The sequence below is a fragment of the Providencia sp. PROV061 genome, assembly GCF_011045655.1.
GTDB classification, from domain to species: Bacteria; Pseudomonadota; Gammaproteobacteria; order Enterobacterales; family Enterobacteriaceae; genus Providencia; species Providencia hangzhouensis.
This window is the reverse complement of record NZ_CP042861.1, coordinates 542,724-564,675: the sequence shown is the minus strand read 5'-3', so window position 1 is coordinate 564,675 and position 21,952 is coordinate 542,724. Positions and strand designations below refer to the sequence as shown.

Here is a 21,952-nt window from a genome sequence, read left to right as displayed (position 1 = left end):
GAAAAAAACATCGCCATAAAATAATTAATTAGAGAATTACATTAATTAAATAAGAAAAAGATAGGTAAACATAAAATTTAATATGAAAAATCATATATATTTTACTGTTATTGAAATAAAAATAACTTTATTTTTTATATTGTTATCGCTATCACAACAACCGCATAGTTTCTATTTTTTTGCAGTTTTAGGATAGTTTCTGCATGTTTTTATCTAGGTAAGAAAATTTGTTTATGTTATGTTCAACTCATGACTAGTTAAAAAATAGTCAATAAAATGTTAACAAAAAGGAAGGCTTCATTTGACTTAAATGGAAAGCATTCCTCCCTAATATAATAAGTCATTGCAAAATATTATAATAAATTGAATTTACTGAGAAAAACACATAACAAGCAATATTAGTCGGGCCCTATTTTGGTTATTCTATAAAGCAGGGCTGGCAAATCATTTTGGAGGAACCTCCGATGTTGAGCAACTCGTGGTCCCATTCATCTGCATCTCAGATTGAAAATCAGCTCTGTTCTTCAGAGCGTTTATTATTTACCTCAGCTGACCCTGAAGAGATTAAATCGATGGTTGGCCGAGTCATGAAGCCACATCAATTTAACTTACTTAATCCACATCAACGCCTTGATGCTCGTATGCACTATATTCCTATGGGGGATATTTCTCTAAGCCGCTTACGCTATGGTGCCGATGTCTCCATTATTCCAGGGCAACTACAGGACTTTTTTTTGGTTCAAATGCCTCTATCAGGTACAGCAGTCATCGAAAGTGGTGGAAAATGTATTGAATCAACTCCTCAGATGGCCTCACTTCTTAGCCCTGAAGAATCAACAATAATGCGTTGGAATAGCGATAACGATCAATTTATGTTACGTATTTCCCGTTCTTTACTCGAAAGATCCTTAGTAGGCCAACTAGGGCATACTTTAGATAAACCGTTAGTTTTTGAGTTGGGTTTTGCTTGGCAATCTTGCATTGCATGGCGCACTTTAATGAATTACCTGATTGAATGCGCAACTCGCGCGCCCGATCTCTTACAACATAAATTGATCACGACTCAAGTTGAACAATTGGTTTCTGTCACTTTACTTTCTACCCAAGGCCATAATTATATCGAAGACTCAGGCATGCGAAGGTCAACAATTCGTCCTCGTCACGTACGCAGAGTGCAAGAATATTTAGAAGCTCACGCCCATGAACCTATCACTGTTGAGCAGCTAGCTCATATTGCAGGCGTCAGCTTACGCAGTTTATATGCTGGTTTTAAAGAGTTCTTAGATATCAGCCCAATGCAGTATTTACGTGATTTACGGATGGAACGAGTTCGAGCAGAGCTCATTTCAGGGGAAGCAACTAGCGTCACTGGGGTAGCTTTACGTTGGGGATTTGCCCATATGGGTCGCTTTAGTGCAGATTACAAACAACGCTATGGTGAAACTCCAAGTCAGAGTATGAAAAAAGCCTAAATTCCCAATCATCACTTTCTTAGAAATACCCCCCATATTGTTATGTAATACCAATATGGGGTTTTGATATACAAACGTGTTTAAAAAGGTATCGATGCCTTCAAATAAATTTGGGAACCTTCTGGACGGTTTCTGACTTCAAAATCCTTTTCCCATTTAGCAGTAAATAGCCACCCTTGCGGGTTAGCATAGCGAATTGAAGGCCCAATAGAATAGGCTCGAGCTTTTCCTTGAGCTGAATTTGGTCCGCTATCATCTGTCGTTTGCCAAAATGCATAGCCCCCAATACCTGCCACCCAACCATTGCCGAACCCCCAACCTAGTGCATAATCAGCGTGAAATGCTTGCCCTGAACGTGTTTTCGTATCGTTATTGCGGAAGTTAAAGTCATACATCATCTTCAAATCCGCATTTACACCAACAGGTGGAATATAACTGATTGCCCAAACTGGTTGCAGCGCCCAATAATTCTTACCTAAACTTGATGGGTCTGTTTTGCTGTATTTACCTGTTGGAGCATACGCATCTAGCCCAACCACATAATGCAAATCGGCTGATGGATGAAACCCTAATGCGGGGCCAAATGTAATATCACCGAGGCCGCGGCTGGTATCTTTTTGCCCCGCCGCTTTTGCAGTCACATCCAATAGTGGCACAATCGTATGAAAAGCCAGATCACCACCAAAGACTTTTTGGTCAGTTACCCAAATAAGTCGAGGAGCGAGTACGTTCACATTGACGCTAAACCCCGGAACAGGGATCTTATCGCCTTTGTTATCGCGAACACTGTCATAATGTGCATTTCCACCATACACCAGTACATGTACCCCTTGCGGTGGCAGCGCACCTGACATAAAGTTTTCTAGCCCATCGGGGTATACCCCTAAACCGCCACCTTCGGTGGCAATCGCACCAAACGAAAATATGCTGAGACACGAACCTGCTACAAGCTTACCGATTGTTGTTTTTTTCATCATGTTTCCTGCCATAGTGGGTTGCTTACTGTGTGTGCTTTACCTGTTAAGTCACAAATCCTTTGCTGATTTATTATGTCCTGCGTTTGACTGCTAATTTTTGTGCAACAAGGTAACCTGAACCACCACCTAAACCCGGACCGGGGTGGGTTGAGGCGCCAATATGAAAAAGGTTTTTGACTGCGGTTTGATGCGTTTTCGTCTGGCCAGTCGCAGCAAAAGGCCGCAACCAGAAGAACTGATCAGGTGAACAAGTTCCTGAATAAGGGTCACCACCAACAAGGTTACAATTATAATTTTCTAGGTCGGCGGGAGAAATTGCCTTGCGTCCCACTATCAAATTAGAAAAGCCTGGCATTACCAGCTCTAAACGCTGTTGAATTCGATCTGCAACAGCCTCTCGCACTTGCTCATCCCAACCCCCGTCATCCGGTACTGAAATTTCACCAGCAGAATCCCCCTTTAACACTCGAGGCAACTCTTGCATTTGGATCCATAAGATCCACCCTCCTTCTGGGGCTCGACTGGGATCGAGCGCGGTAGGTTGGCCAATACCAAATGTCGGTTTATCTGGTAAATAACCATTATTTGCCTGTGTCACCGATAAACACACTTGCTCCATGCTTTCAGTGAAATGAACCAGTGGTACATTTAACAGTTCAGGATTACACCAAGGGGGAGGGGCGCTTAAAGCAAAATGAATTTGCATACCCGCACGCCCATAACGGTAACCTCTCGCTTTTTCCCTCACTTGCAGTGAAGTATTTTCGAGTAATGACCCATACAGCTGCGTTGGGGTAACGTTACAAACTACGCTTTCAGACGCAGCAATGATTTGCCCATTCGCCATCACTCCTGTTGCTCGTTGGTTTCTCCCCTCACCTGTAGTGATGATTTTTTCAACATTCATACCCGTTTTTAGCTGGCCACCATGCGCTTCAATAACCTTCGCAAAAGCCTCCACGATACGAGCACTGCCACCTTTCACCACTGGCATACCACCAGCCACCACCGCCGCAAAGGTTAATTTCCCAATTAATGCAGAACTGGCTTCATCCGGCCCAAGTCCGGTATGTAATACCCATGGCGCCATCAAAGCTCGGCTAAAGTCGTGCTGTAATTCACGTTCTGACCAACGGCGAAAGCTTTCTATTCCTGCTTTTGCAAAATCAAGCAAGCCATCGACTCCACGTTTTCGCCATTCTGAAAATAATAATTTCAGCATATTGGCGCTATATGGATTTTGCCCTAATAGGCCAAATGTAAGCGCTGCATCTTGCGTAAATAGCTGTTCCGCCATCTTACGAAATGCAAGGCCATCCCCCGGAGCCAACTGGTCGAGTTGCTTAGCCGCTTCAGAAATATCCCGTTTTAACGCAATCGATTGACCATCCGGTTGCACTAACCCCGTTGAATAATCACATTGAGCAAATTCTAATCCATACTGCTTTAAATAGGGTTCGAGCTCTTGGTACCCAGGGCTACCAACAAATAAGGAGTACCAGCAAGAAAGTAAATCGTGGGTATAGCCCTCAAACAAATTCTCAGTGCGGATACAGCCCCCTAAGCGGTCATTTCGCTCAAGAACGAGGACTGATTTTCCACGTACTGCCAACAAGGCTGCACACATCAAGGAATTCATTCCACTGCCCACGACTATCACTTGAGGAGTTGAGCTTGCTGTCATACCTCACCCCACAAGTGCGAGTACACGTAATGGGCTGCCAGAGCCACCTTCAATTTTAAGTGGCGCAGCAACAATCACGACACCTGTCGCAGGCAGTTTGTCGAGGTTCGTCAAACATTGCAGGCCATATTTATTGTGACCATGCATTAAAGTATGGCAAGGGTAAGGTACTGGCCAACTGTATGATTGCCCTGCATCTGTATTGATGGTTTCAACACCAAACCCTTTGACATCACGCTGATGAATAAGCCATTCCACCGCTTCTTGCGATGGTCCGGGCGTGTGTGCACCATCTTCACGCATACTTACATAGGCAACCGGGTCATTCGCCTTTTTCGACCAATCCGTTCTGAAAAGTACCCAAGCTGCTTTAGGAATTGTGCCGTGCTTTTCTTCCCATTTTTGCAAAAACTCTACAGTTAACACCCAATCAGGGTTTTGAGCCACTTCCGCACTGGCATCTACCACAACGGCTGGCGCTACAAAGTTTTCCACTGGAATAGTATCAACGGTGTTATTGATTTGGTCTTTGCCACTGATCCAGTGAATTGGTGCATCAAAATGCGTGCCGGTATGTTCTCCGCAACTAAAATTATTCCAATACCATGCAGGGCCGTTATCGTCGTAGCGAGAAATTTGTTCCATGCTAAATGACCAAACTTGCCCAAATTGTTCAGGTAATTGCAGTGCCGGAAATGAAGGCGATAAGGTTTGTGTCAGGTCGATAACTTGGATGTTCCCTTGCTGCAATTGTGTCGCGAATGTCATTAAAATTTGCTGGTTCATAGTCACTCCCTCCTTAAGGCGCTTCATGTAATGCAGTAAAACTACCGCCATGGAACACTAACGGTTTACCCGCTTCACTACCGATACGGCGAACATGCCCCACCATTAATAAGTGGTCACCAATCGTGTCTTGCTTATGGTTTTCGCACACCAATGTAGCAATAGCACCATGCAATGCAGGAACGCCTTCTGGTGTTAGGTGGGTAGCCACATCTGCAAATTTATTTTCGATACGTGGGTTCGCAAAACGCATCGCTAGTTCTTGGTGTCCGTGGCCTAATATATTGATAGTAAAATGAGTACAATCACGAAATACCGCTAGGTTTGGTGAATGATTCACTAAGCTCCATAGCACTAATGGTGGGTCAAGTGATAACGACGCAAATGAGTTGATAGTTAACCCAACATCACGGCCATCTGCAGTTCGGGTGGTAACAATCGCCACGCCTGTTGGGTAACATCCCAACAGATTACGCAATATCTTTGATTCAAATTCGGTATCGCCCCATTCCCTATCACACATGAGTGTATCCTCTGCAATCATAGACATACTGATATCTCCCATTAAGCTCGAGCTTCTTCCATCATTTGCGATTGAATATACGCCTCACAAGCAGCCTCATCTTTCCACCAAGGGAATAATACGGGCGGGTAATTAAAGGCATTAGCGATGGTATGTGCGAGGGATGGCAACTGCTGGGCTGCACCCAATAGGTGTAAAATATGCGGCTCAGGTGGGGCGAGTAAGGAATTGGTCCATTCCACAACATGGCGACCATACTTCCAGAACTGTTCAAATGTGTCATTCATCCACTTTGCAGTGTAAGGTTTGTCACCATGGGCTAAAATAGCGTCATAATAGACTTTACAAGCCTTGGTAGCGTTATTCGAACCTTGACCCGTTAGTGGGTCATTGGTGACTAACGCATCTCCTAAACCAAACACAATGTTACCTGATGGTAAAGTTAACACCGGTTTTCTCACTGTTGGTGCAAATCTTCCGGCTAAGATGCCATTATCATCAGTTAACTCAACATTATGACAACGTTCTGCTTCCCAAGGTAAATAGGTATTGAGTATTTTTTTACTGTATGCCAAGTGTTCCTGTGGAGTACGAGCTTCATTCCACTGATCCATAGGCCCACCGGGGATCCCTTCAAACACCATAATGTGGCAATCACCACTATTCGTCAGTGATGGGAACACAAAATACTCACCAACACCGGGTATTAAGTTGAAAGAAACTTGTGAATACTCTGGCGTTGGTAACATGCCATGCACATAAGTCAGTGCCAAGGCCCGTTGTGGTTTGTCATAAGGTGAGCGGGAGGCATCGCGCTCAAGCAGTTTAACAATTTCCCCTTTTCCACCCGCTAATACGACTAAATCGTGTGTTTGCGCTAAGCGTTCCAGTTCTGCAATACCAACATCTTCAATGCGTAAATTACCGCCACGCGCTGCAAATAACTCCATCCAGTAAGGCATTTTGATACGTTGGTCGACAGCTTGGGCATAATTATCGAGACGTGAACGCCAAGAAATGACTTTTTCCCCCGCTTTTTCGGGATGAGGAACCGTAAAACCAATTCCTTCAACCGGCGGACACTGTTCTTCCCAAAAATTAATACCTAAATCGCGTTCAAATTGCAGTGAAATATCGAACATGCACTGGCTCGACATCACTCGGCCATTTTTAACGTCATCTGGAGTGCGGTTTGTTGCAACAGTGACTTCATAACCTTTACTGAGTAGACCCAAAGCTAATGGCATACCCGCTTGACCACCACCGACGATAGCAATACGGCGCATAGTATTTTCCTCTACAAAATAGTTAAAATGGTGTCTTATTCAGCAAGACGGGGAATTGCCGGTTTAGCCTGTTCAGGCCCCATAGCGGAGTAACCGCCATCGACAGCGTAATCCGCACCTGTAACAAAGCTGGCCAAATCAGAAAGTAGGAACGCGACAACTTGAGCGACTTCTTCTGGGTCACCAACGCGTTTTAATAAGTGGTAATCAGCAGCAACACGGTCTGTTTTTTGACGGTCTCCCCCTGTGATTTCATCCATAACTCGGGACCAAGTCCACCCAGGGGAAACGGAATTTACACGAATTCCTTCAGCCGCATAATCCATTGCTTGGCTGCGAGTTACCTCTAACATGGTGGCTTTAGATGCAGGGTAGAGCCAACGACCAGTTTGGGCGACAGAAGAAGAAATACTGGTAAAATTGACGATGGCACCTTTACCCGATTTTGCGAAATGTACTTTTGCAAGCTGCGCAGCCATCACTGCACTCACCACATTAATATTCAACGCAGTGAGCCAATCCTGCCTTGTAGATAACTGGCCTTCATCAAGATAAGTGGCAGCCAGATTAACTAAAAAATCGAGTTGCCCATATTTTTGCGCAACACGGTCAATGCCTTGTTTAAGTTGTTGGTCGTCAGTGATATCGACAGGAAGAAAATCAATATTGGGCTCACTTTGAGCTACCTTTTCACCATTCAAGGTATCAATGTCAAAAATCGTGACTTTAACGCCGTAATCACTTAATACCTTCGCAACGGTTGCACCAATTTTGGTCGCTCCCCCAGTCACAATGGCAATCTTATTATTCAAGCCTTTCATCTTTGTCACCCTCTTTTTCTCTCATTTAGTTACAATGAGTTCACAAAAAATTAACATAACGAATAGTTACGCAAATATGCTGGAAAGGGGTAGCCGATGGGCGCAAAAAATATCCATTATGTGCGGTAATTTAAATAGTAAGGTGATGATATAAATCGTTAAATAGCCACTTTCAGCAGTGGCTATCCAAATAATGAAAAGTATGATTAATCGCAGAAATTAATAAAATAACTTATGGACGTTCTAAAATACGGGCACCAGGGCCTTTCCTACCAAGTACATCATCAGGATTGCGCAGCGGACAGTCACTGAGTGATAAGCAACCACAACCAATACAGTTATCCAACTCATTACGTAAACGTGTCAGTTGCCGAATACGCTTATCTAAAGATTTACGCCATTGCGTCGACATCTCCTTCCATTGCTCCGAAGTTAGCGCGCTATTTGCAGGAAAACGCCCCAATGCCTCTTGAATTTCATGTAGTGGGATCCCCGTACTTTGTGCAACCTTAATAATGGCGATGTAACGAAGTACAACAGAGTGAAATCGTCGCTGATTCCCTTGAGTTCGTGTACTTTGAATTAGCCCCTTTGATTCATAAAAATGGACTGTAGAAACAGGCACTCCCGAGCGTTTTGCCACTTCGCCCACCGTTAATGCTCGAGTAAAATCAATTTTTTTCCCCTCGTTCTTCTGAGGTTTTATCGTTTTTGTGTCTTTGTCCGCCATTTTAGCTCACCTTTGCTTGACCTCAACTTAACTTAAGGTTTTATAGTGCCACCCTGCTAGTTTGTCAATTGAGGTTATTTTTTAAAAGGGGATAGGTTTATGCCATCGGTGATTACCAAAATGTTAGAAAGAAATAGCTTATGGGTTATTGCTCGCTTACTAGTCTTGGTTTTATTTATTTCATCTGGTTTAGCCAAAGTTTTTGATTATGAAAATAGTCTGGCCGAAATGCGTGCCGCAGGTCTTCACCCAGATTGGTTTTTCAATATTGCTTCTGCTGCTGTCATGTTAATTGGCTCTGTTCTTGTGCTATTTAACCGTCTTTTATGGCTTGGAACTGGCGCGTTAGCCGTGTTTTTGTTCCTCACTATTGTGGTTGTCCACACATTTTGGAGCTACACGGGAGAACAAGCTCAAATCGCCATGTTTTGGGCAATTGAACATATCGCTGTTATTGGGGGCTTAATCGCTATCGCCATTGCAGGGCATTTTCGAGGTCTTTATTTCGCGTTAAAGACGCAGAAATAGAAGGAAAATTTAATGAATAAAAAAACAATAATGACACTTTGTTCCGTTTTGATCGCTGTTGGGGCGGGTAGCGCGATTTATTCGACCTATGCGCAAAATGAAGAAGACGAACAAGCAGCATACCAATATCCACCCGTAAAAGTGGCATTGGCACCTGTTAGCTTAGATACCGCGCCTCGTACTTTTTACGGTGTAGGTGAGTTAGAAGCTGGCAGCCAAGTCTTAGTCGCGGCAGAAACCAATGGCCGTATAACAAAAATTGCATTTGAATCTGGCCAGCAAGTCAAAAAAGGCCAATTATTAGTGCAACTCAATGATGCCGTTGAACAAGCTGATTTATCACGTTACCAAACACAGTTGCGCAATGCGGCTCGCTTATATGAAAGAACACGTTCATTATCTGCGCAACATTTAGTGGCAGAGGCTCAAGTGGACAGTACACGTGCTGAACGTGATATTGCCCAAGGCCTGATCCGCCAAACCCAAGCATTGATTGCGCAAAAGACGATCCGAGCGCCATTCGACGGTACGATAGGTATTCGCCAAGTCCATGAAGGACAGTATTTAAACCCAGGGGAAGCCATTGCCAGCCTGGTGGATACCAAAACCTTAAAGCTCAACTTTTCCTTAGATGAACAGGCCTCACCGGAACTGCATCAAGGCCAAATTGTTGATATTACAGTTGATGCTTATCCCAATAAAACTTTTCCAGCCCGTATTACGGCCATTGACCCACTCATTGGTAAATCACGTACTATCGCCCTGCAAGCCACATTAGAAAATAGCGATGGCACATTAAAAGCTGGGATGTACGCCAATGTGAATGTGGTACGCCAAGCCAGTAATGAAGTCATTACAATCCCAGAAACCGCTGTTACGTATACCGCCTATGGCGATACCGTATTTATTACGCAAGGTGAAGGGGATGCGATGACCGTCAAGCGGGTGTCCGTAAAAACGGGGCAACGTTGGGATGGCAAAATTGAAATAGAACACGGCTTAAGTGCTAACGATAAAGTCGTCACTTCTGGGCAATTACGCTTAAACGACGGCTCTGCTGTCACCCCTGTTGCCCAAGATACATTGTCTGAACCTGTCACTAATACGGCTCAAGGTTCATAAGGAAGGCGTAATGAAATTTACTGATATTTTTGTTCGCCGACCTGTTCTGGCTCTCGTGGTCAGTGCGCTGATTGTGTTAATTGGTTTATTTGCGTTGAGTAAGTTGCCTATTCGCCAATATCCACAACTTGAAAGCTCGACGATCACCATTACTACGCAATACCCTGGCGCATCAGCTAAATTGATGCAAGGGTTTGTGACACAGCCCATCGCACAAGCGGTTTCCTCTGTGGAAGGCGTCGATTATCTGTCTTCTTCTTCTGTGCAAGGAAGTAGCCTTGTCACCGTACGAATGGAACTTAACCGAGACTCCACTCAAGCCCTTGCGCAAGTAATGGCGAAGGTGAACCAAGTTCGTTATAAATTACCGAAAGAAGCTTATGACCCTGTGATTGAACTTTCTTCTGGGGAATCCACTGCGGTTGCTTATATCGGTTTTTCCAGCACCAATTTATCCATTCCAGCCCTGACAGACTATATTTCTCGCGTCATTGAGCCAATGTATTCCTCAATTGATGGTGTTGCTAAAGTTCAAGTCTTTGGAGGCCAACAATTAGCAATGCGTTTATGGCTGGATGCCGATAAATTAGCTGGCCGAGGGCTAACCGCTGCGGATGTTGCACAAGCAGTTCGCCAAAACAACTACCAAGCGGCACCCGGTAAAGTCAAAGGCGAGTTCGTGATTTCTAATGTCTATGTTAATACCGACCTCACTAATGTCGATGAGTTTCGTGATCTAGTGATCCGCAACGACGGCAATGGATTAGTACGGTTAAAAGATGTGGGAACCATTGAATTAGGAGCCGCTTCCACAGAAACCAGTGGTTTAATGAATGGTGAGCCTGCTATTTACCTTGGTTTATTTGCCACACCAACGGGTAACCCTTTGGTAATCGTTGACGGCATGAATCAATTAATGCCTGACATCACCAAAACCTTACCACCCGGTGTTAAGGTGGAAATGGCATTTGAAACTTCGCGCTTTATTAAAGCGTCTATTGACCAAGTGATTAGCACATTAGTTGAGGCGCTACTGATTGTTATTGCGGTTATTTACCTGTGTTTAGGGTCAATTCGCAGCGTCATCATCCCAATTTTAGCTATTCCGCTATCTATGTTAGGTGCAGCCGCACTCATGATGGCATTTGGGTTTAGTATTAACTTACTGACGCTACTGGCCATGGTATTAGCAATTGGTCTCGTCGTCGATGATGCTATCGTTGTGGTCGAAAACGTCCATCGCCATATTGAAGAAGGGAAATCACCAGTTTTAGCGGCTTTAATTGGTGCTCGTGAAGTGGCAGGCCCAGTTATCGCGATGACGATCACCTTGGCAGCGGTATATGCTCCAATAGGGCTGATGTCAGGTTTAACGGGAGCTTTGTTTAAAGAATTCGCACTCACGTTGGCCGGGGCGGTGATTGTTTCGGGTATTGTGGCATTAACCCTTTCCCCTGTAATGAGCTCGTTTATGTTGAACTCAAAACAGAATGAAGGGCGTATGGCACGTATGGCAGAAACCTTCTTTTCTACCTTAGCCCATTACTATACCATTGTATTGAATTTCTCTTTGAAAAACCGTTGGTTAACAGGTGTTATTGCCGTTGGTGTATTCATTAGCTTACCACTGCTTTATCAATCAGCTCCTCGTGAATTAGCCCCTGTGGAAGACCAGTCTAGTGTATTAACGGCGATCAAATCTCCGCAACACGCTAACCTCGAGTATGTAGAACGTTTTTCGCGTAAATTACATGATGTTTTCATGGAGTTGCCAGAAACAGAAAGTACTTGGATTATTAACGGAACCGATGGCCCCTCCGCCAGCTTTGGGGGAACTAACTTGACATCATGGGAGCAGCGTGACCGCGCCGCATCTGAGATCCAAGGTGACTTACAAGGGCGCGTCGGTGATGTCGAAGGGAACAGTATTTTCGTTTTCCAGTTACCCGCCTTGCCAGGTTCAACGGGTGGCTTGCCAATCCAAATGGTTCTCAGAAGTCCGCAAGATTATTCGGTACTCTATAAAACCATGGAAGAGATCAAGCAACAAGCACGTGAAAGCGGTCTGTTTATGGTGGTAGATAGTGACCTCGACTACAACAACCCAGTGGTAGAAGTCCGTATTAACCGTTCAAAAGCGAATAGCTTAGGCATTCGTATGCAAGATATCGGGGAATCACTGACCTTATTAGTGGGGGAAAACTATATTAACCGCTTTGGGATGGATGGCCGTTCTTATGATGTGATCCCTCAAAGTATTCGTAGCCAACGCTTAACACCGGAAGCCCTTTCACGCCATTATGTGAAATCGGAAGCGGGAACTATGATCCCACTGTCAACGGTGGTTGATATCAATACCCAAGTTGAACCGAATAAACTCACGCAATTTAATCAGCAAAATGCGGCAATTTTCCAAGCAATACCTGCTCCTGGTGTCACATTAGGCCAAGCTGTTGCTTATTTAGATAATATTGCCAATGAGCTACCAGCAGGTTTTAGCCATGACTGGCAATCCGATTCGCGCCAATATAAACAAGAAGGAAACACCCTCGCCTTTGCCTTTATGGCGGCGCTCATCATTATTTACTTAGTCTTAGCGGCACAATATGAAAGTTTAGTCGACCCATTGATTATCTTGATTACTGTTCCACTTTCAATTTGTGGTGCATTAATTCCATTGGCACTTGGTTATGCAACATTAAATATTTACACCCAAATCGGCTTAGTCACATTGATTGGCTTAATCAGTAAACACGGAATATTGATGGTTGAGTTTGCCAATGAATTACAAGCCAATGAAGGGTTAGATAGACGACATGCCATTCTCAAAGCAGCACAAATTCGTTTACGCCCAATACTAATGACAACCGCAGCAATGGTGATTGGCTTAGTTCCTCTGCTATTCGCCACTGGAGCAGGAGCAAATAGCCGCTTTGGCTTAGGCTTAGTGATAGTCACTGGTATGTTAGTTGGCACATTATTTACCCTGTTTGTTTTACCAACCATTTATACCTTGCTAGCCCGTAATCACAGTGCAACCGCACTAACACCAAGGCGCTATGAGCTTGCCGAAGCGAATCGCCTAATCAAAGAAACTGAGGAGACGTCCCAATGAGAAATACGTTAACTAGCCGTCATCAACGTAACAGCCGTACAGTCAACGAAGTGGAAGTGAATGCAATGAGTAATAGCATGGCCATGCTATTAATTTATCATGGTCTCCCCGCAGGTCTGGAAAAATCTCATTCAGCGTCAAACTCGAGCACTTTAAATAAGCCTACACGCTAATGTAAATAGCCGCCAAACCTAAATGGTATGGCGGCTATTATCAAATAACATCCCAACGTACTGTCTCTATTGGCCTTCATAAAAAGCTAAAACAAGATTACCTTCCCGAATAATAATTGGGTTGCCGGGTAATGCGTCCAACAATTCACGCTGAGAACTTTCTACGACCACCGCCACATCTTTATAATGATAATTTTTTAATAAATCAGGTAACTGCTTTAAGCTATAAAACCGATTAGCGGCATCTGGGTATTTTAGCCCGTAGCCTAATTCCCCAGTTTGGTGAAGCATCGTAATATCACTGCGTTTAAGTACCCATGCCAATGTGGTGCCTAGCCCGACATTATTGGTTAACAATACAGATTTATCAGCTAACTGGTGATGATACTTCGCAATCACCTCTTGTGGCGTATTATTACTGGCAATACGAGATGGGATCACATGCCCTACCGTTAAGCTAATTGCCACCGTACACACTGCGGCTAAATACCAAAACCGTTGTTTGAAAGAAAGCAACGCAACCAATAACCAAAAAATAAATGCGCCAGCGGCTAACCATAGCTTTCCACTTTCATCGGCCTGATATACATTCAGTTTAGGGTAATAAGCAGAAGCAATAATTCCACCAGCAATAACGCCACCTATCAGTGTGTTAATCAATGCATTCAAACGAATAGTGAGTGTGTTTTTCTCAGTCAGTATTTTTTCAATGTAGGCTGCCATAAGAACCGCGATCGGTGCAATACAAGGCAAAATATAGGTCAGTAATTTTCCTTTAGTAATACTGAAAAAAACAAATGGCACGATAAACCATAATAGAAAATAAATATGTAACCCTTTTTGCTGCCATGCGTGTCGTAGCGCACCAAAAAGGTACCCTAGCCAAGGTAATACCGCAGCGAGCAAGATAGGGATATAAAACCAAAATGGGGATTTGTTTTGCGCGTTATTCGCCATAAAACGTTGAATATGCTCAACCCAGAAGAAATAGTTCCAGAAATCAGGCTCACGGCTGGCAATAACAAAGGCCCAAGGTAAGCACACGACAAAAGCAGTGAACAGCGAAACAAACGAGAAAACAAATACTTCTTTGAATTGCTTAAAGTAAATAGCGGCAACAGAGCAAACAAGCACTGGCAGCACTAAAACGAGAAAACCTTTTGTTAATACCCCTAACCCACAGGCTACTCCCATCATCATAAAAGCGAGTAATTTATGAGAGAAGTATTTTGTCGTTAAACCCCATTGGAAAAAGAAAATCACCATAGTGATAAATGCTGTCACAATCGGGTCAAGAATATTGTAGGTACCGATGGTAAAGACCATCAACATTGAAAGATAAATAAACACCGCGTTGAAAGCGAGACGTGAGTTTTTCCAAGCCATTTTAGCGCTAAGATAAACAAATAGCCCACTAGCTAATGTACTAAATACCACACCAAGACGAACAGAAATGTTATTTTCACCAAATAACATTTGGAAAACAGCCCCTACCCAATAACCAAAAATAGGTTTCTCAAAATAACGAATATCTAAAAGTTCAGGAACACTCCAGTTATAACTTATAATCAGTTCCCGACTAATTTCTGCATACCGCAGTTCATCCGGTTGCCACAGTAACCTACCATTTAAGGGTAAAAAATAGGTCACTAGGACAAAACCAAATAACAGGCACCATTTAAGGTAGGCAATTCTATTGTTTGCCATAATCATCTCATCTCAACCATTTTTTTTATTGATATTTAATCATTTTATTTATTTCGTTTGAGCAAACACGCTCTTTTATTTAGCTATTATCGTTATGCCAATTAAACCCCATTTAAACAAATCGAACGTTAGTTGGTAGAAAGGTCGCTGTATATAAACAATCAATAAATGAATACTACAATTCATGTACAAAAATAGATAAGAATCAAATAATAAGACTGAGTGTTTAAAGAATAGTTCAGTATTTAAAAATAAGGTGAAAATTTAATTCGTTCTTAATATTAGTCATTAATACAAAAAAGTGTACGGCAGTTTATAAACAAAAACCGGTCAGGGTATTCACCATAACCGGTTGTTATTCATACAAAGTAAAACTATTTGGCAGCAGCTAACGCCTGTTCAAGGTCTGCTAAAATATCATCAATATGTTCTATGCCAATTGATAAGCGGATCATATCCCGAGAAACTCCTGCCTGCGCTAACTCTGCATCATTAAGTTGACGATGTGTCGTTGATGCAGGGTGGCAGGCTAGTGATTTAGCATCACCAATATTTACCAACCGCACAATCAGTTTCAAGGCATCAATAAAGCGTGCCCCTGCTTCTTGGCCACCTTTAATACCAAACGACATAATACTTGCTGGCTTGCCGTTCATATACTTTTGCGCTAAGCCATGTTCAGGGTTACTCGGTAGCCCTGCATATTTCACCCACTCTACTTGTGGATGATTTTCCAGGTAGTTCGCAACTTTTAGCGCATTTTCGGTATGTCTATCCATTCTTAGCGCGAGGGTTTCTAAACCTTGTAAAATCAAGAATGCGTTAAACGGTGATAATGCAGCCCCCGTTCCGCGCAATGGCGCAACACGGCAACGAGCAATAAAGGCCGCTGCACCAAAATGTTCGGTATAACTGACACCATGGTATGCCACATCCGGCTCTATCAATAACGAAAAGCGATTCGGGTATTTTGTCCATGGAAACTTACCTGAATCAATAACCATTCCGCCAAGTGATGTACCGTGACCACCAATATATTTTGTCAATGAATGAACGACGATATCTGCCCCATGTTCAAATGGACGGCATAAATAAGGTGTCGCCACCGTATTATCGACAATCAAAGGAATACCATGGCGGTGTGCAACTTCAGCGAGCGCCGCAATATCAACAATAAAGCCCGCTGGATTTGAAATTGACTCACAAAAAATAGCCCGCGTCTTATCATCAATAAGCGCATCAAATGCGGCGAGATCGTCATGCTCCGCAAAACGTGTTTCAATTCCTAAACGCGGCAGAGCATGGGCAAATAAATTATAGGTTCCACCGTATAATTTAGCTACAGAAACAATGTTGTCTCCAGCTTGTGCGATAGTTTGAATCGCATAAGTAATTGCCGCCATACCAGAAGCAACGGCCAAGCCAGCGACACCGCCTTCAAGCGCTGCAACTCGTTGCTCTAAAACATCGTTAGTCGGGTTCATGATACGAGTGTAAATATTACCCGCGACTTTTAAATCGAAGAGGTCAGCACCATGCTGAGTATCGTCAAAAGCATAAGAGGTGGTTTGGTAGATTGGCACGGCAACGGACTTAGTGGTAGGGTCAGGAGAGTAACCGGCGTGAATCGATAATGTTTCTAATTTCATTAGTTATCCTTGTTATGGCACATCAGAAAAATATGGCCAAAGGACGTAATTATTACGTCGTTATATTTTTTCTATGATAACAATAGATATTACCCCAGATCGTATTACAGACAACCCGATCTACTTGAAATTATTTCATGTGATACAGAAAAGAGATAAAGAAGGGATCATGAGTCATAAATCAAACTAGAGCCCTTCTATATTTAATCTAATGAATAGTTTCTATAATAATAAAATTCAAAGTTGACACTAAAAATCTCATTAAATAATATATTATTCCTAATTAATCATGCGAAACCAATCAGTCATTACCTATAACAGAAACGGTATAACATCAAAATAATCCTAATGGATAATTAAATGTTATTCTGTTTTCATTTTCATTTCTTGTGCCATGAGTTTGTCTTAACGTAATATTTTTATAACTCACAGAAAGTTTTTTTAAAGCGCCTGTCTGGAAAGTATAGTATAGTTCTGTTTCACGGACCCACTCGCGACCATTATCCGTAAACTTATTATGAATATTAGTCCCTTTAGTATATCGATTCATTATTTTCAACCCTGGAACACCCACATGAGTGAAATCATATTCATGTCTGATTTGGTAAGAACGTTCCTTCGGCGAATCAAAACTATTACTCAACGAGTCATTGCTTAGAAAGCCACCACCAGCACCATCTAAACGCATCCATTTAGAACTGCCCTCTAAGTGTTGATAACCGAAAATTAATTTATTACCGCCATACTGAGCTGTAAGTGCAGAACTGAATGTTTTATTATCAAGTTTCCCTGCTTTTGAACTGCCTGTATCCTTACCCCACCAATAATTTAAATCTGCCCCCAATCTTACATTGTCTATATTATAGAACTGAGTCAAATTTACATAGTTTTGCTGATAGATATCTTCGAATTTACTACTCCAAAGGGAAAATGATGTATCTTTACTGTATACATACTTACCACCACCATAATAAAAATCACCACCTTTGATTTTATTATATGTTAGTGTTTCCATATCTTCTGAAACTCTCGACTTTCCTTTTTGGAGTACAGAAAATTGTAATTCTAAGCCATCAATTTCTTTACTAGAAAAATCTAGTCCACGAAAAACCTGAGGTAAAGAACGAGTATCTGTCGCAATTACCATCGGGTTTCTAGGTCTTAAGTCTCCATATCTTAATTCTGATTTAGAAAATTTTGATTTCGCAGTAGCTCCAACATAACCATAAGAATGCGGTGAATCATCAGGTAAAAGCCCTGTACCAGTAGTACCTCTACCTCCGTCAAGTTTTACCGATAATAACCCTAGCCCATCAACCCCAAATCCAATGACTCCTGGTGTATAACCTGACTTAATTTCTAATATGAAATTTTGAGTCCATTCTCTAGAATAGTTTTTAACTGCTGAATCACCAACATAATTTTTATTAATGAAATAATTGCGTAATAATAAATTACCTTTAGCTCCGTCAATAAATCCATTTGACTCATTACTAGAAAATGCATTCTGACTCAAAATTAATAATGATAAAATAGGGATAGCAAAACCAATTCTATTATTCACTAAAACCTCCAACTGTATTTTTTATTATTAAAATATTTCATATAAAGCCTAAAAATTAACTAACTCATCGCTATAATTTTATTTACAGTCTCTTAATATTAGTTGAAGAGCATCACAAAAAATAAAATCATAATTTAAATTTCATTAACCACTATCATTATATGTTGGTGTGGGTAAAACTTATTTTATTGAAACAACATAAACTGATAACACCCAAAATGTTATATACTAAATACATTGTCAATGTGACGAAGATCTCATATTTTTCTTTGGAAAAATTTGACTATGACCTTTTGTTCTTTTACTGAGATTTTGAGCATGAAACCTGCTTTTCACCTAATGGCCAAACCAACAAGCTATACTTGTAATATTGATTGTGTCTACTGTTTCTATCAAGGCAAAGATAGTGGGACATTAAGCCAAAAAACGCCTTCTCGATTCATGAGTGATGATGTATTAGAGAACTACATAAAAAAATATATAATACAAAACCCAACTCAATTAGTTGAGTTTGCATGGCAGGGTGGTGAACCTACAATGGCTGGTATCGATTTTTATCAAAAAGCACTTTCACTACAAAAAAAATATGCTAACGGGAAAAAGATAACCAATACACTACAAACTAATGGCATTTTGATTGATGACAATTGGGGAGAATTTCTTTCAAAAAATAATTTTTTAGTGGGTATATCCCTTGATGGCACTAAACACATCCACGACAGATACAGAAAAACTCATGCAGGGAAATCAACTCATGATAAAGTTGTTAATGCAGTGAGAATTTTACAAAAATATAATGTAGAATTTAATGTATTGATCGTAGTAAATGAATATACCGCCAAATACCCGCTTGAAGTCTATAAATATTTAACACAAGAAGTGAAAGCGAATTATCTGCAGTTTATCCCATCTGTAGATCGTCGACCTCAGGGGGTATTTCAAGGTGAACTAATTAGTCCCAATCTTGAAACTCTTGCTTATGTCACTCCATGGTCTGTAACAGGCCCTCTTTACGCTTCATTTATTAATAGTATTTTTGACTATTGGTTCAAAAATGATATTGGCAGTGTTTTTGTACAGATTTTTGAGAACACCTTAGCAGCAGTTATGGGACAGAGTCCTGGCATGTGCGTAATGCGTGCAACATGTGGGTTAAGTTTAGTTATCGAGCAAAATGGTGATATCTATAGTTGCGATCACTTTGTATATCCAGAATATAAACTTGGTAATATATTGACTGATAACCTCACTGACTTAGTTTATAGTAAAAAACAAAAAAATTTTGGAATGAGTAAAAGTGACTTTTCTAAAGTATGTTTAGAATGTGACTACCGATTCGTTTGTCAAGGCGGATGCCCAAAACTAAGAATTAATTCCATAAATGGAAAAGCGCATAATTATTTATGTGAAGGATATAAAAGTATTTTCAAGCATTCAATTCCCCCAATGAAGACCTTAGCTGCGCTATTACAACAAGGTCACTCTATTCAAGAAATCAGACAAATAACACCTTTAATGATCCTATAATAACGAATATGCTTAGAGCAATTTCTGCCCTAAGCATGTTTGAGTTATCATTATTCAATTTGAAATAAAACTCTATTTAACGAAAAACCTTTACGGGATGAGGGTGTTTTCTCGTCACAAATCAGTACTGACTCCATAGCAATTTTGATCATATCATCAAACGTAGTTTGACGTTCTTCAGCTGATAATTTTTCATTAGTTCGTATATGGTCAGAAACCGTACAAATGGTCAATGCTCTAGCTCCATATTCCGCAGCAACAGCATAAATTCCCGCGGCCTCCATTTCGACACCTAAAATACCGTATTTTTCCATAATATCGAACATATCCGGTTCAGGTGTATAAAATAAATCTGCAGAAAATAAATTGCCAACCTGAGTAGAAATTCCATGCTCACTTGCAGCTTGCACAGCACTACAAACCATATTGAAGTCAGCAATTGCAGCATAATCATGCCCTTTGAAACGCATTCTATTAACTTTAGAATCAGTACAAGCACCCAGCCCAATAACTACATCACGTAACTTAACATCTTGCCGCACTGCACCACATGAACCTACACGTATAATTTTCTTAACACCGAAATCGGTGATCAGTTCTTTTGCATAAATAGAGCATGATGGAATACCCATTCCATGCCCCATTACAGAGACTTTCCGTCCGCGATAATTTCCTGTATAAGCAAGCATTCCTCTTACATTATTAACTTCTTTAGCTTCTTCAAGAAATTTAGTTGCTATATATTTAGCTCGCAATGGATCTCCTGGCATGATAACTACATCAGAAAAATCACCGAGTTCCGCATTGATATGAGGCGTTGCCATTATAATCTCCGAATAAAAACTTTTATTAATTTCATTTGAAATACCCCTGCTTATTTCAAAACAAATATAAAAAGACTATTGAAAATAAACATTATAGATAAATCAGAGGTATTTATTAATTACGCGGTAGATAGAAAGTTATTTTAAAATAACTCCATCTCTCCCTGTTTTATTATAAACAATGAACCATATCTTAAATAAATTATCATTATTAGTGTGACTGACTTAAATTTAATACTCTATGTTTAGTAAAGAAACCAAGTAAGAAACAACAAGCAAAAACAGTAAAATATAAAATATTAGCTGTAATTAATGCGGCCTGAACACCAAAGTGCTCAACCACTGGACCAGTTACGACAAAAGTTAACATTGTACCAACTGTTCCACAAGTTAAAATAAAATTAACTAATTTAGGCGATGACACACTCGTTTGTTGTGAACCTAAAGTAATAATAGTTGGATAAATTGCACTAGAAACAAAACCTAATCCAAAAATGATATATTGTAATAGATTGACTTGTTCACTGTGAATAAATATATACATTGCGATAGTCGCTAAAGCCGCAAGAAATACAAGGACTCTTTGTAAATCAAAAAACTTGATAACAAAACTAAACACCCACATACCGATCATATAAGATGTCCAAAAATAACTCACTAGTACGCCAGCTTCACTGATATCCATTCCTAGGTCTTTAGTTGTATACTCAGGTATCCATTGAATAAAAGCCAACTGTCCCAATATATAGCAAACAGCAGCAGCGGAAAGTAATACAACATTCAGTCCCCATTTTTCAGAGGTTACCTTTACTGATACATTACTTCCATTTTTAGACGATTCTTCTGCATTAACTTTTTTACCAATGGCAGGAAAATCAGAGAGCAATGTTAGTGACATTATTCCTAGATAAATTAATGCGATACACCCATATACCCAGTACCAGCCTAAATGGCGAGTCAATATCGTAGCAGCAATAACAGGGAATATCGTTCCTGCCATACTAAAAAACGAATCGGTGAATAATAAACGTGCACCACGCTGTCTACCTTCATATAACTGAGTGATCAAAAATGTCCCAATAGACATCGTGATTCCACTGACGGTACCTAAAATAAACATACAAATAGAAAATATAATTAAGGATTTTCCAAAGAAAAGCCCCGTTATAGATAACAATATTAAAATAGAGCCAAATATTAGTTGTTTTTTAATTGCAAATACTTCCATTAACCAAACATTAAGAAATATAGCAACTAATATACCTGTATTTAGAAATGTAAATGTATTACTCATACTAGTGATTGGCACTCCAAAGTACTGTGCAATATCACCCATTACCATTCCTGTTACTATAATTAATGCACCAGTGAATGAATAAGACAGACAGCTTATAGCAAATAGCCTCTGGACATTTGATTTATTCATATTTCCCTCAGAAGGAATTTATATTTTAAATATATTTA

The 21,952-nt window shown here is 40.9% G+C and carries 18 protein-coding genes; 6 read left to right on the top strand and 12 right to left on the bottom strand.

Annotated features, from left to right (window positions below):
• Positions 1-464 precede the first annotated feature (464 nt).
• The gene (locus FVA72_RS02505) at positions 465-1,472 is read left to right on the top strand and encodes an AraC family transcriptional regulator (protein WP_110592503.1); all 1,008 of its coding nucleotides are present in this window, start codon (positions 465-467) and stop codon (positions 1,470-1,472) included.
• Between the two features lie 80 nt (positions 1,473-1,552).
• Here FVA72_RS02505 and FVA72_RS02500 read toward each other — a convergent pair whose 3' ends face one another.
• The 7 genes from FVA72_RS02500 to soxR form a co-directional block, all read right to left on the bottom strand.
• Entirely contained in the window at positions 1,553-2,446 is an 894-nt protein-coding gene (locus FVA72_RS02500; protein WP_243154731.1) for a SphA family protein, read from the bottom strand.
• Positions 2,447-2,519: 73 nt separating this feature from the next.
• Positions 2,520-4,133 (bottom strand): phytoene desaturase family protein, encoded by a 1,614-nt coding sequence (locus FVA72_RS02495; RefSeq protein WP_096864573.1) that lies wholly within the window; start codon positions 4,131-4,133, stop codon positions 2,520-2,522.
• Positions 4,134-4,136: 3 nt separating this feature from the next.
• The gene (locus FVA72_RS02490) at positions 4,137-4,919 is read right to left on the bottom strand and encodes a cyclase family protein (RefSeq protein WP_036958343.1); all 783 of its coding nucleotides are present in this window, start codon (positions 4,917-4,919) and stop codon (positions 4,137-4,139) included.
• Positions 4,920-4,932: 13 nt separating this feature from the next.
• Positions 4,933-5,469, bottom strand: a complete 537-nt coding sequence (locus FVA72_RS02485; protein WP_226617123.1) for a flavin reductase family protein — start codon at positions 5,467-5,469, stop codon at positions 4,933-4,935.
• Between the two features lie 14 nt (positions 5,470-5,483).
• On the bottom strand, positions 5,484-6,728 hold the full coding sequence (locus FVA72_RS02480) for a styrene monooxygenase/indole monooxygenase family protein (protein WP_110592505.1): 1,245 nt from the start codon (positions 6,726-6,728) through the stop codon (positions 5,484-5,486).
• 35 nt (positions 6,729-6,763) lie between these two features.
• Positions 6,764-7,549 (bottom strand): SDR family oxidoreductase, encoded by a 786-nt coding sequence (locus FVA72_RS02475; RefSeq protein WP_004261123.1) that lies wholly within the window; start codon positions 7,547-7,549, stop codon positions 6,764-6,766.
• Between the two features lie 232 nt (positions 7,550-7,781).
• Positions 7,782-8,279 (bottom strand): redox-sensitive transcriptional activator SoxR, encoded by a 498-nt coding sequence (gene soxR, locus FVA72_RS02470; RefSeq protein ID WP_004261125.1) that lies wholly within the window; start codon positions 8,277-8,279, stop codon positions 7,782-7,784.
• A gap of 99 nt (positions 8,280-8,378) precedes the next feature.
• On the opposite strand from soxR, the gene FVA72_RS02465 reads away from it, so the two are divergent.
• Genes FVA72_RS02465 through FVA72_RS02450 form a run of 4 tightly spaced genes read left to right on the top strand, consistent with a single transcriptional unit; the run spans position 8,379 to position 13,217 of the window.
• Positions 8,379-8,807 (top strand): DoxX family protein, encoded by a 429-nt coding sequence (locus FVA72_RS02465; RefSeq protein WP_110592506.1) that lies wholly within the window; start codon positions 8,379-8,381, stop codon positions 8,805-8,807.
• Between the two features lie 12 nt (positions 8,808-8,819).
• Positions 8,820-9,929, top strand: a complete 1,110-nt coding sequence (locus tag FVA72_RS02460) for an efflux RND transporter periplasmic adaptor subunit (RefSeq protein WP_137018876.1) — start codon at positions 8,820-8,822, stop codon at positions 9,927-9,929.
• Between the two features lie 10 nt (positions 9,930-9,939).
• Positions 9,940-13,044: a MexW/MexI family multidrug efflux RND transporter permease subunit gene (locus FVA72_RS02455; RefSeq protein WP_004261131.1), complete on the top strand. Its 3,105-nt coding sequence runs from the start codon at positions 9,940-9,942 to the stop codon at positions 13,042-13,044.
• Positions 13,041-13,217 carry a hypothetical protein gene (locus FVA72_RS02450; protein WP_004261134.1) on the top strand — a complete coding sequence of 59 codons (177 nt, stop codon included), beginning with the start codon at positions 13,041-13,043 and terminating at the stop codon, positions 13,215-13,217. The genes FVA72_RS02455 and FVA72_RS02450 overlap by 4 nt, the downstream gene beginning before the upstream one ends.
• A 66-nt stretch (positions 13,218-13,283) precedes the next feature.
• Here FVA72_RS02450 and arnT read toward each other — a convergent pair whose 3' ends face one another.
• The 3 genes from arnT to FVA72_RS02435 form a co-directional block, all read right to left on the bottom strand.
• Positions 13,284-14,930 (bottom strand): lipid IV(A) 4-amino-4-deoxy-L-arabinosyltransferase, encoded by a 1,647-nt coding sequence (gene arnT, locus FVA72_RS02445; protein WP_110592507.1) that lies wholly within the window; start codon positions 14,928-14,930, stop codon positions 13,284-13,286.
• Between the two features lie 368 nt (positions 14,931-15,298).
• Entirely contained in the window at positions 15,299-16,573 is a 1,275-nt protein-coding gene (locus tag FVA72_RS02440) for a bifunctional O-acetylhomoserine aminocarboxypropyltransferase/cysteine synthase (RefSeq protein ID WP_096864568.1), read from the bottom strand.
• Between the two features lie 334 nt (positions 16,574-16,907).
• Positions 16,908-18,137, bottom strand: coding sequence for an OprD family outer membrane porin (locus FVA72_RS02435; protein ID WP_004261143.1), 1,230 nt, complete (start codon positions 18,135-18,137; stop codon positions 16,908-16,910).
• A gap of 318 nt (positions 18,138-18,455) precedes the next feature.
• Here FVA72_RS02435 and FVA72_RS02430 point away from each other — a divergent pair, with 318 nt between their 5' ends.
• On the top strand, positions 18,456-19,664 hold the full coding sequence (locus tag FVA72_RS02430; RefSeq protein WP_110592628.1) for an anaerobic sulfatase maturase: 1,209 nt from the start codon (positions 18,456-18,458) through the stop codon (positions 19,662-19,664).
• Between the two features lie 50 nt (positions 19,665-19,714).
• Here the strand turns inward: FVA72_RS02430 and deoD are convergent, their stop codons facing one another.
• A complete protein-coding gene (gene deoD, locus FVA72_RS02425) occupies positions 19,715-20,488 on the bottom strand; it encodes a purine-nucleoside phosphorylase (protein ID WP_110592508.1) in 774 nt (257 codons plus the stop codon).
• 211 nt (positions 20,489-20,699) lie between these two features.
• Complete coding sequence (tsgA, locus tag FVA72_RS02420; RefSeq protein WP_110592509.1) at positions 20,700-21,914, bottom strand: MFS transporter TsgA; 1,215 nt, start codon at positions 21,912-21,914, stop codon at positions 20,700-20,702.
• Between the last annotated feature and the right edge of the window lie 38 nt (positions 21,915-21,952).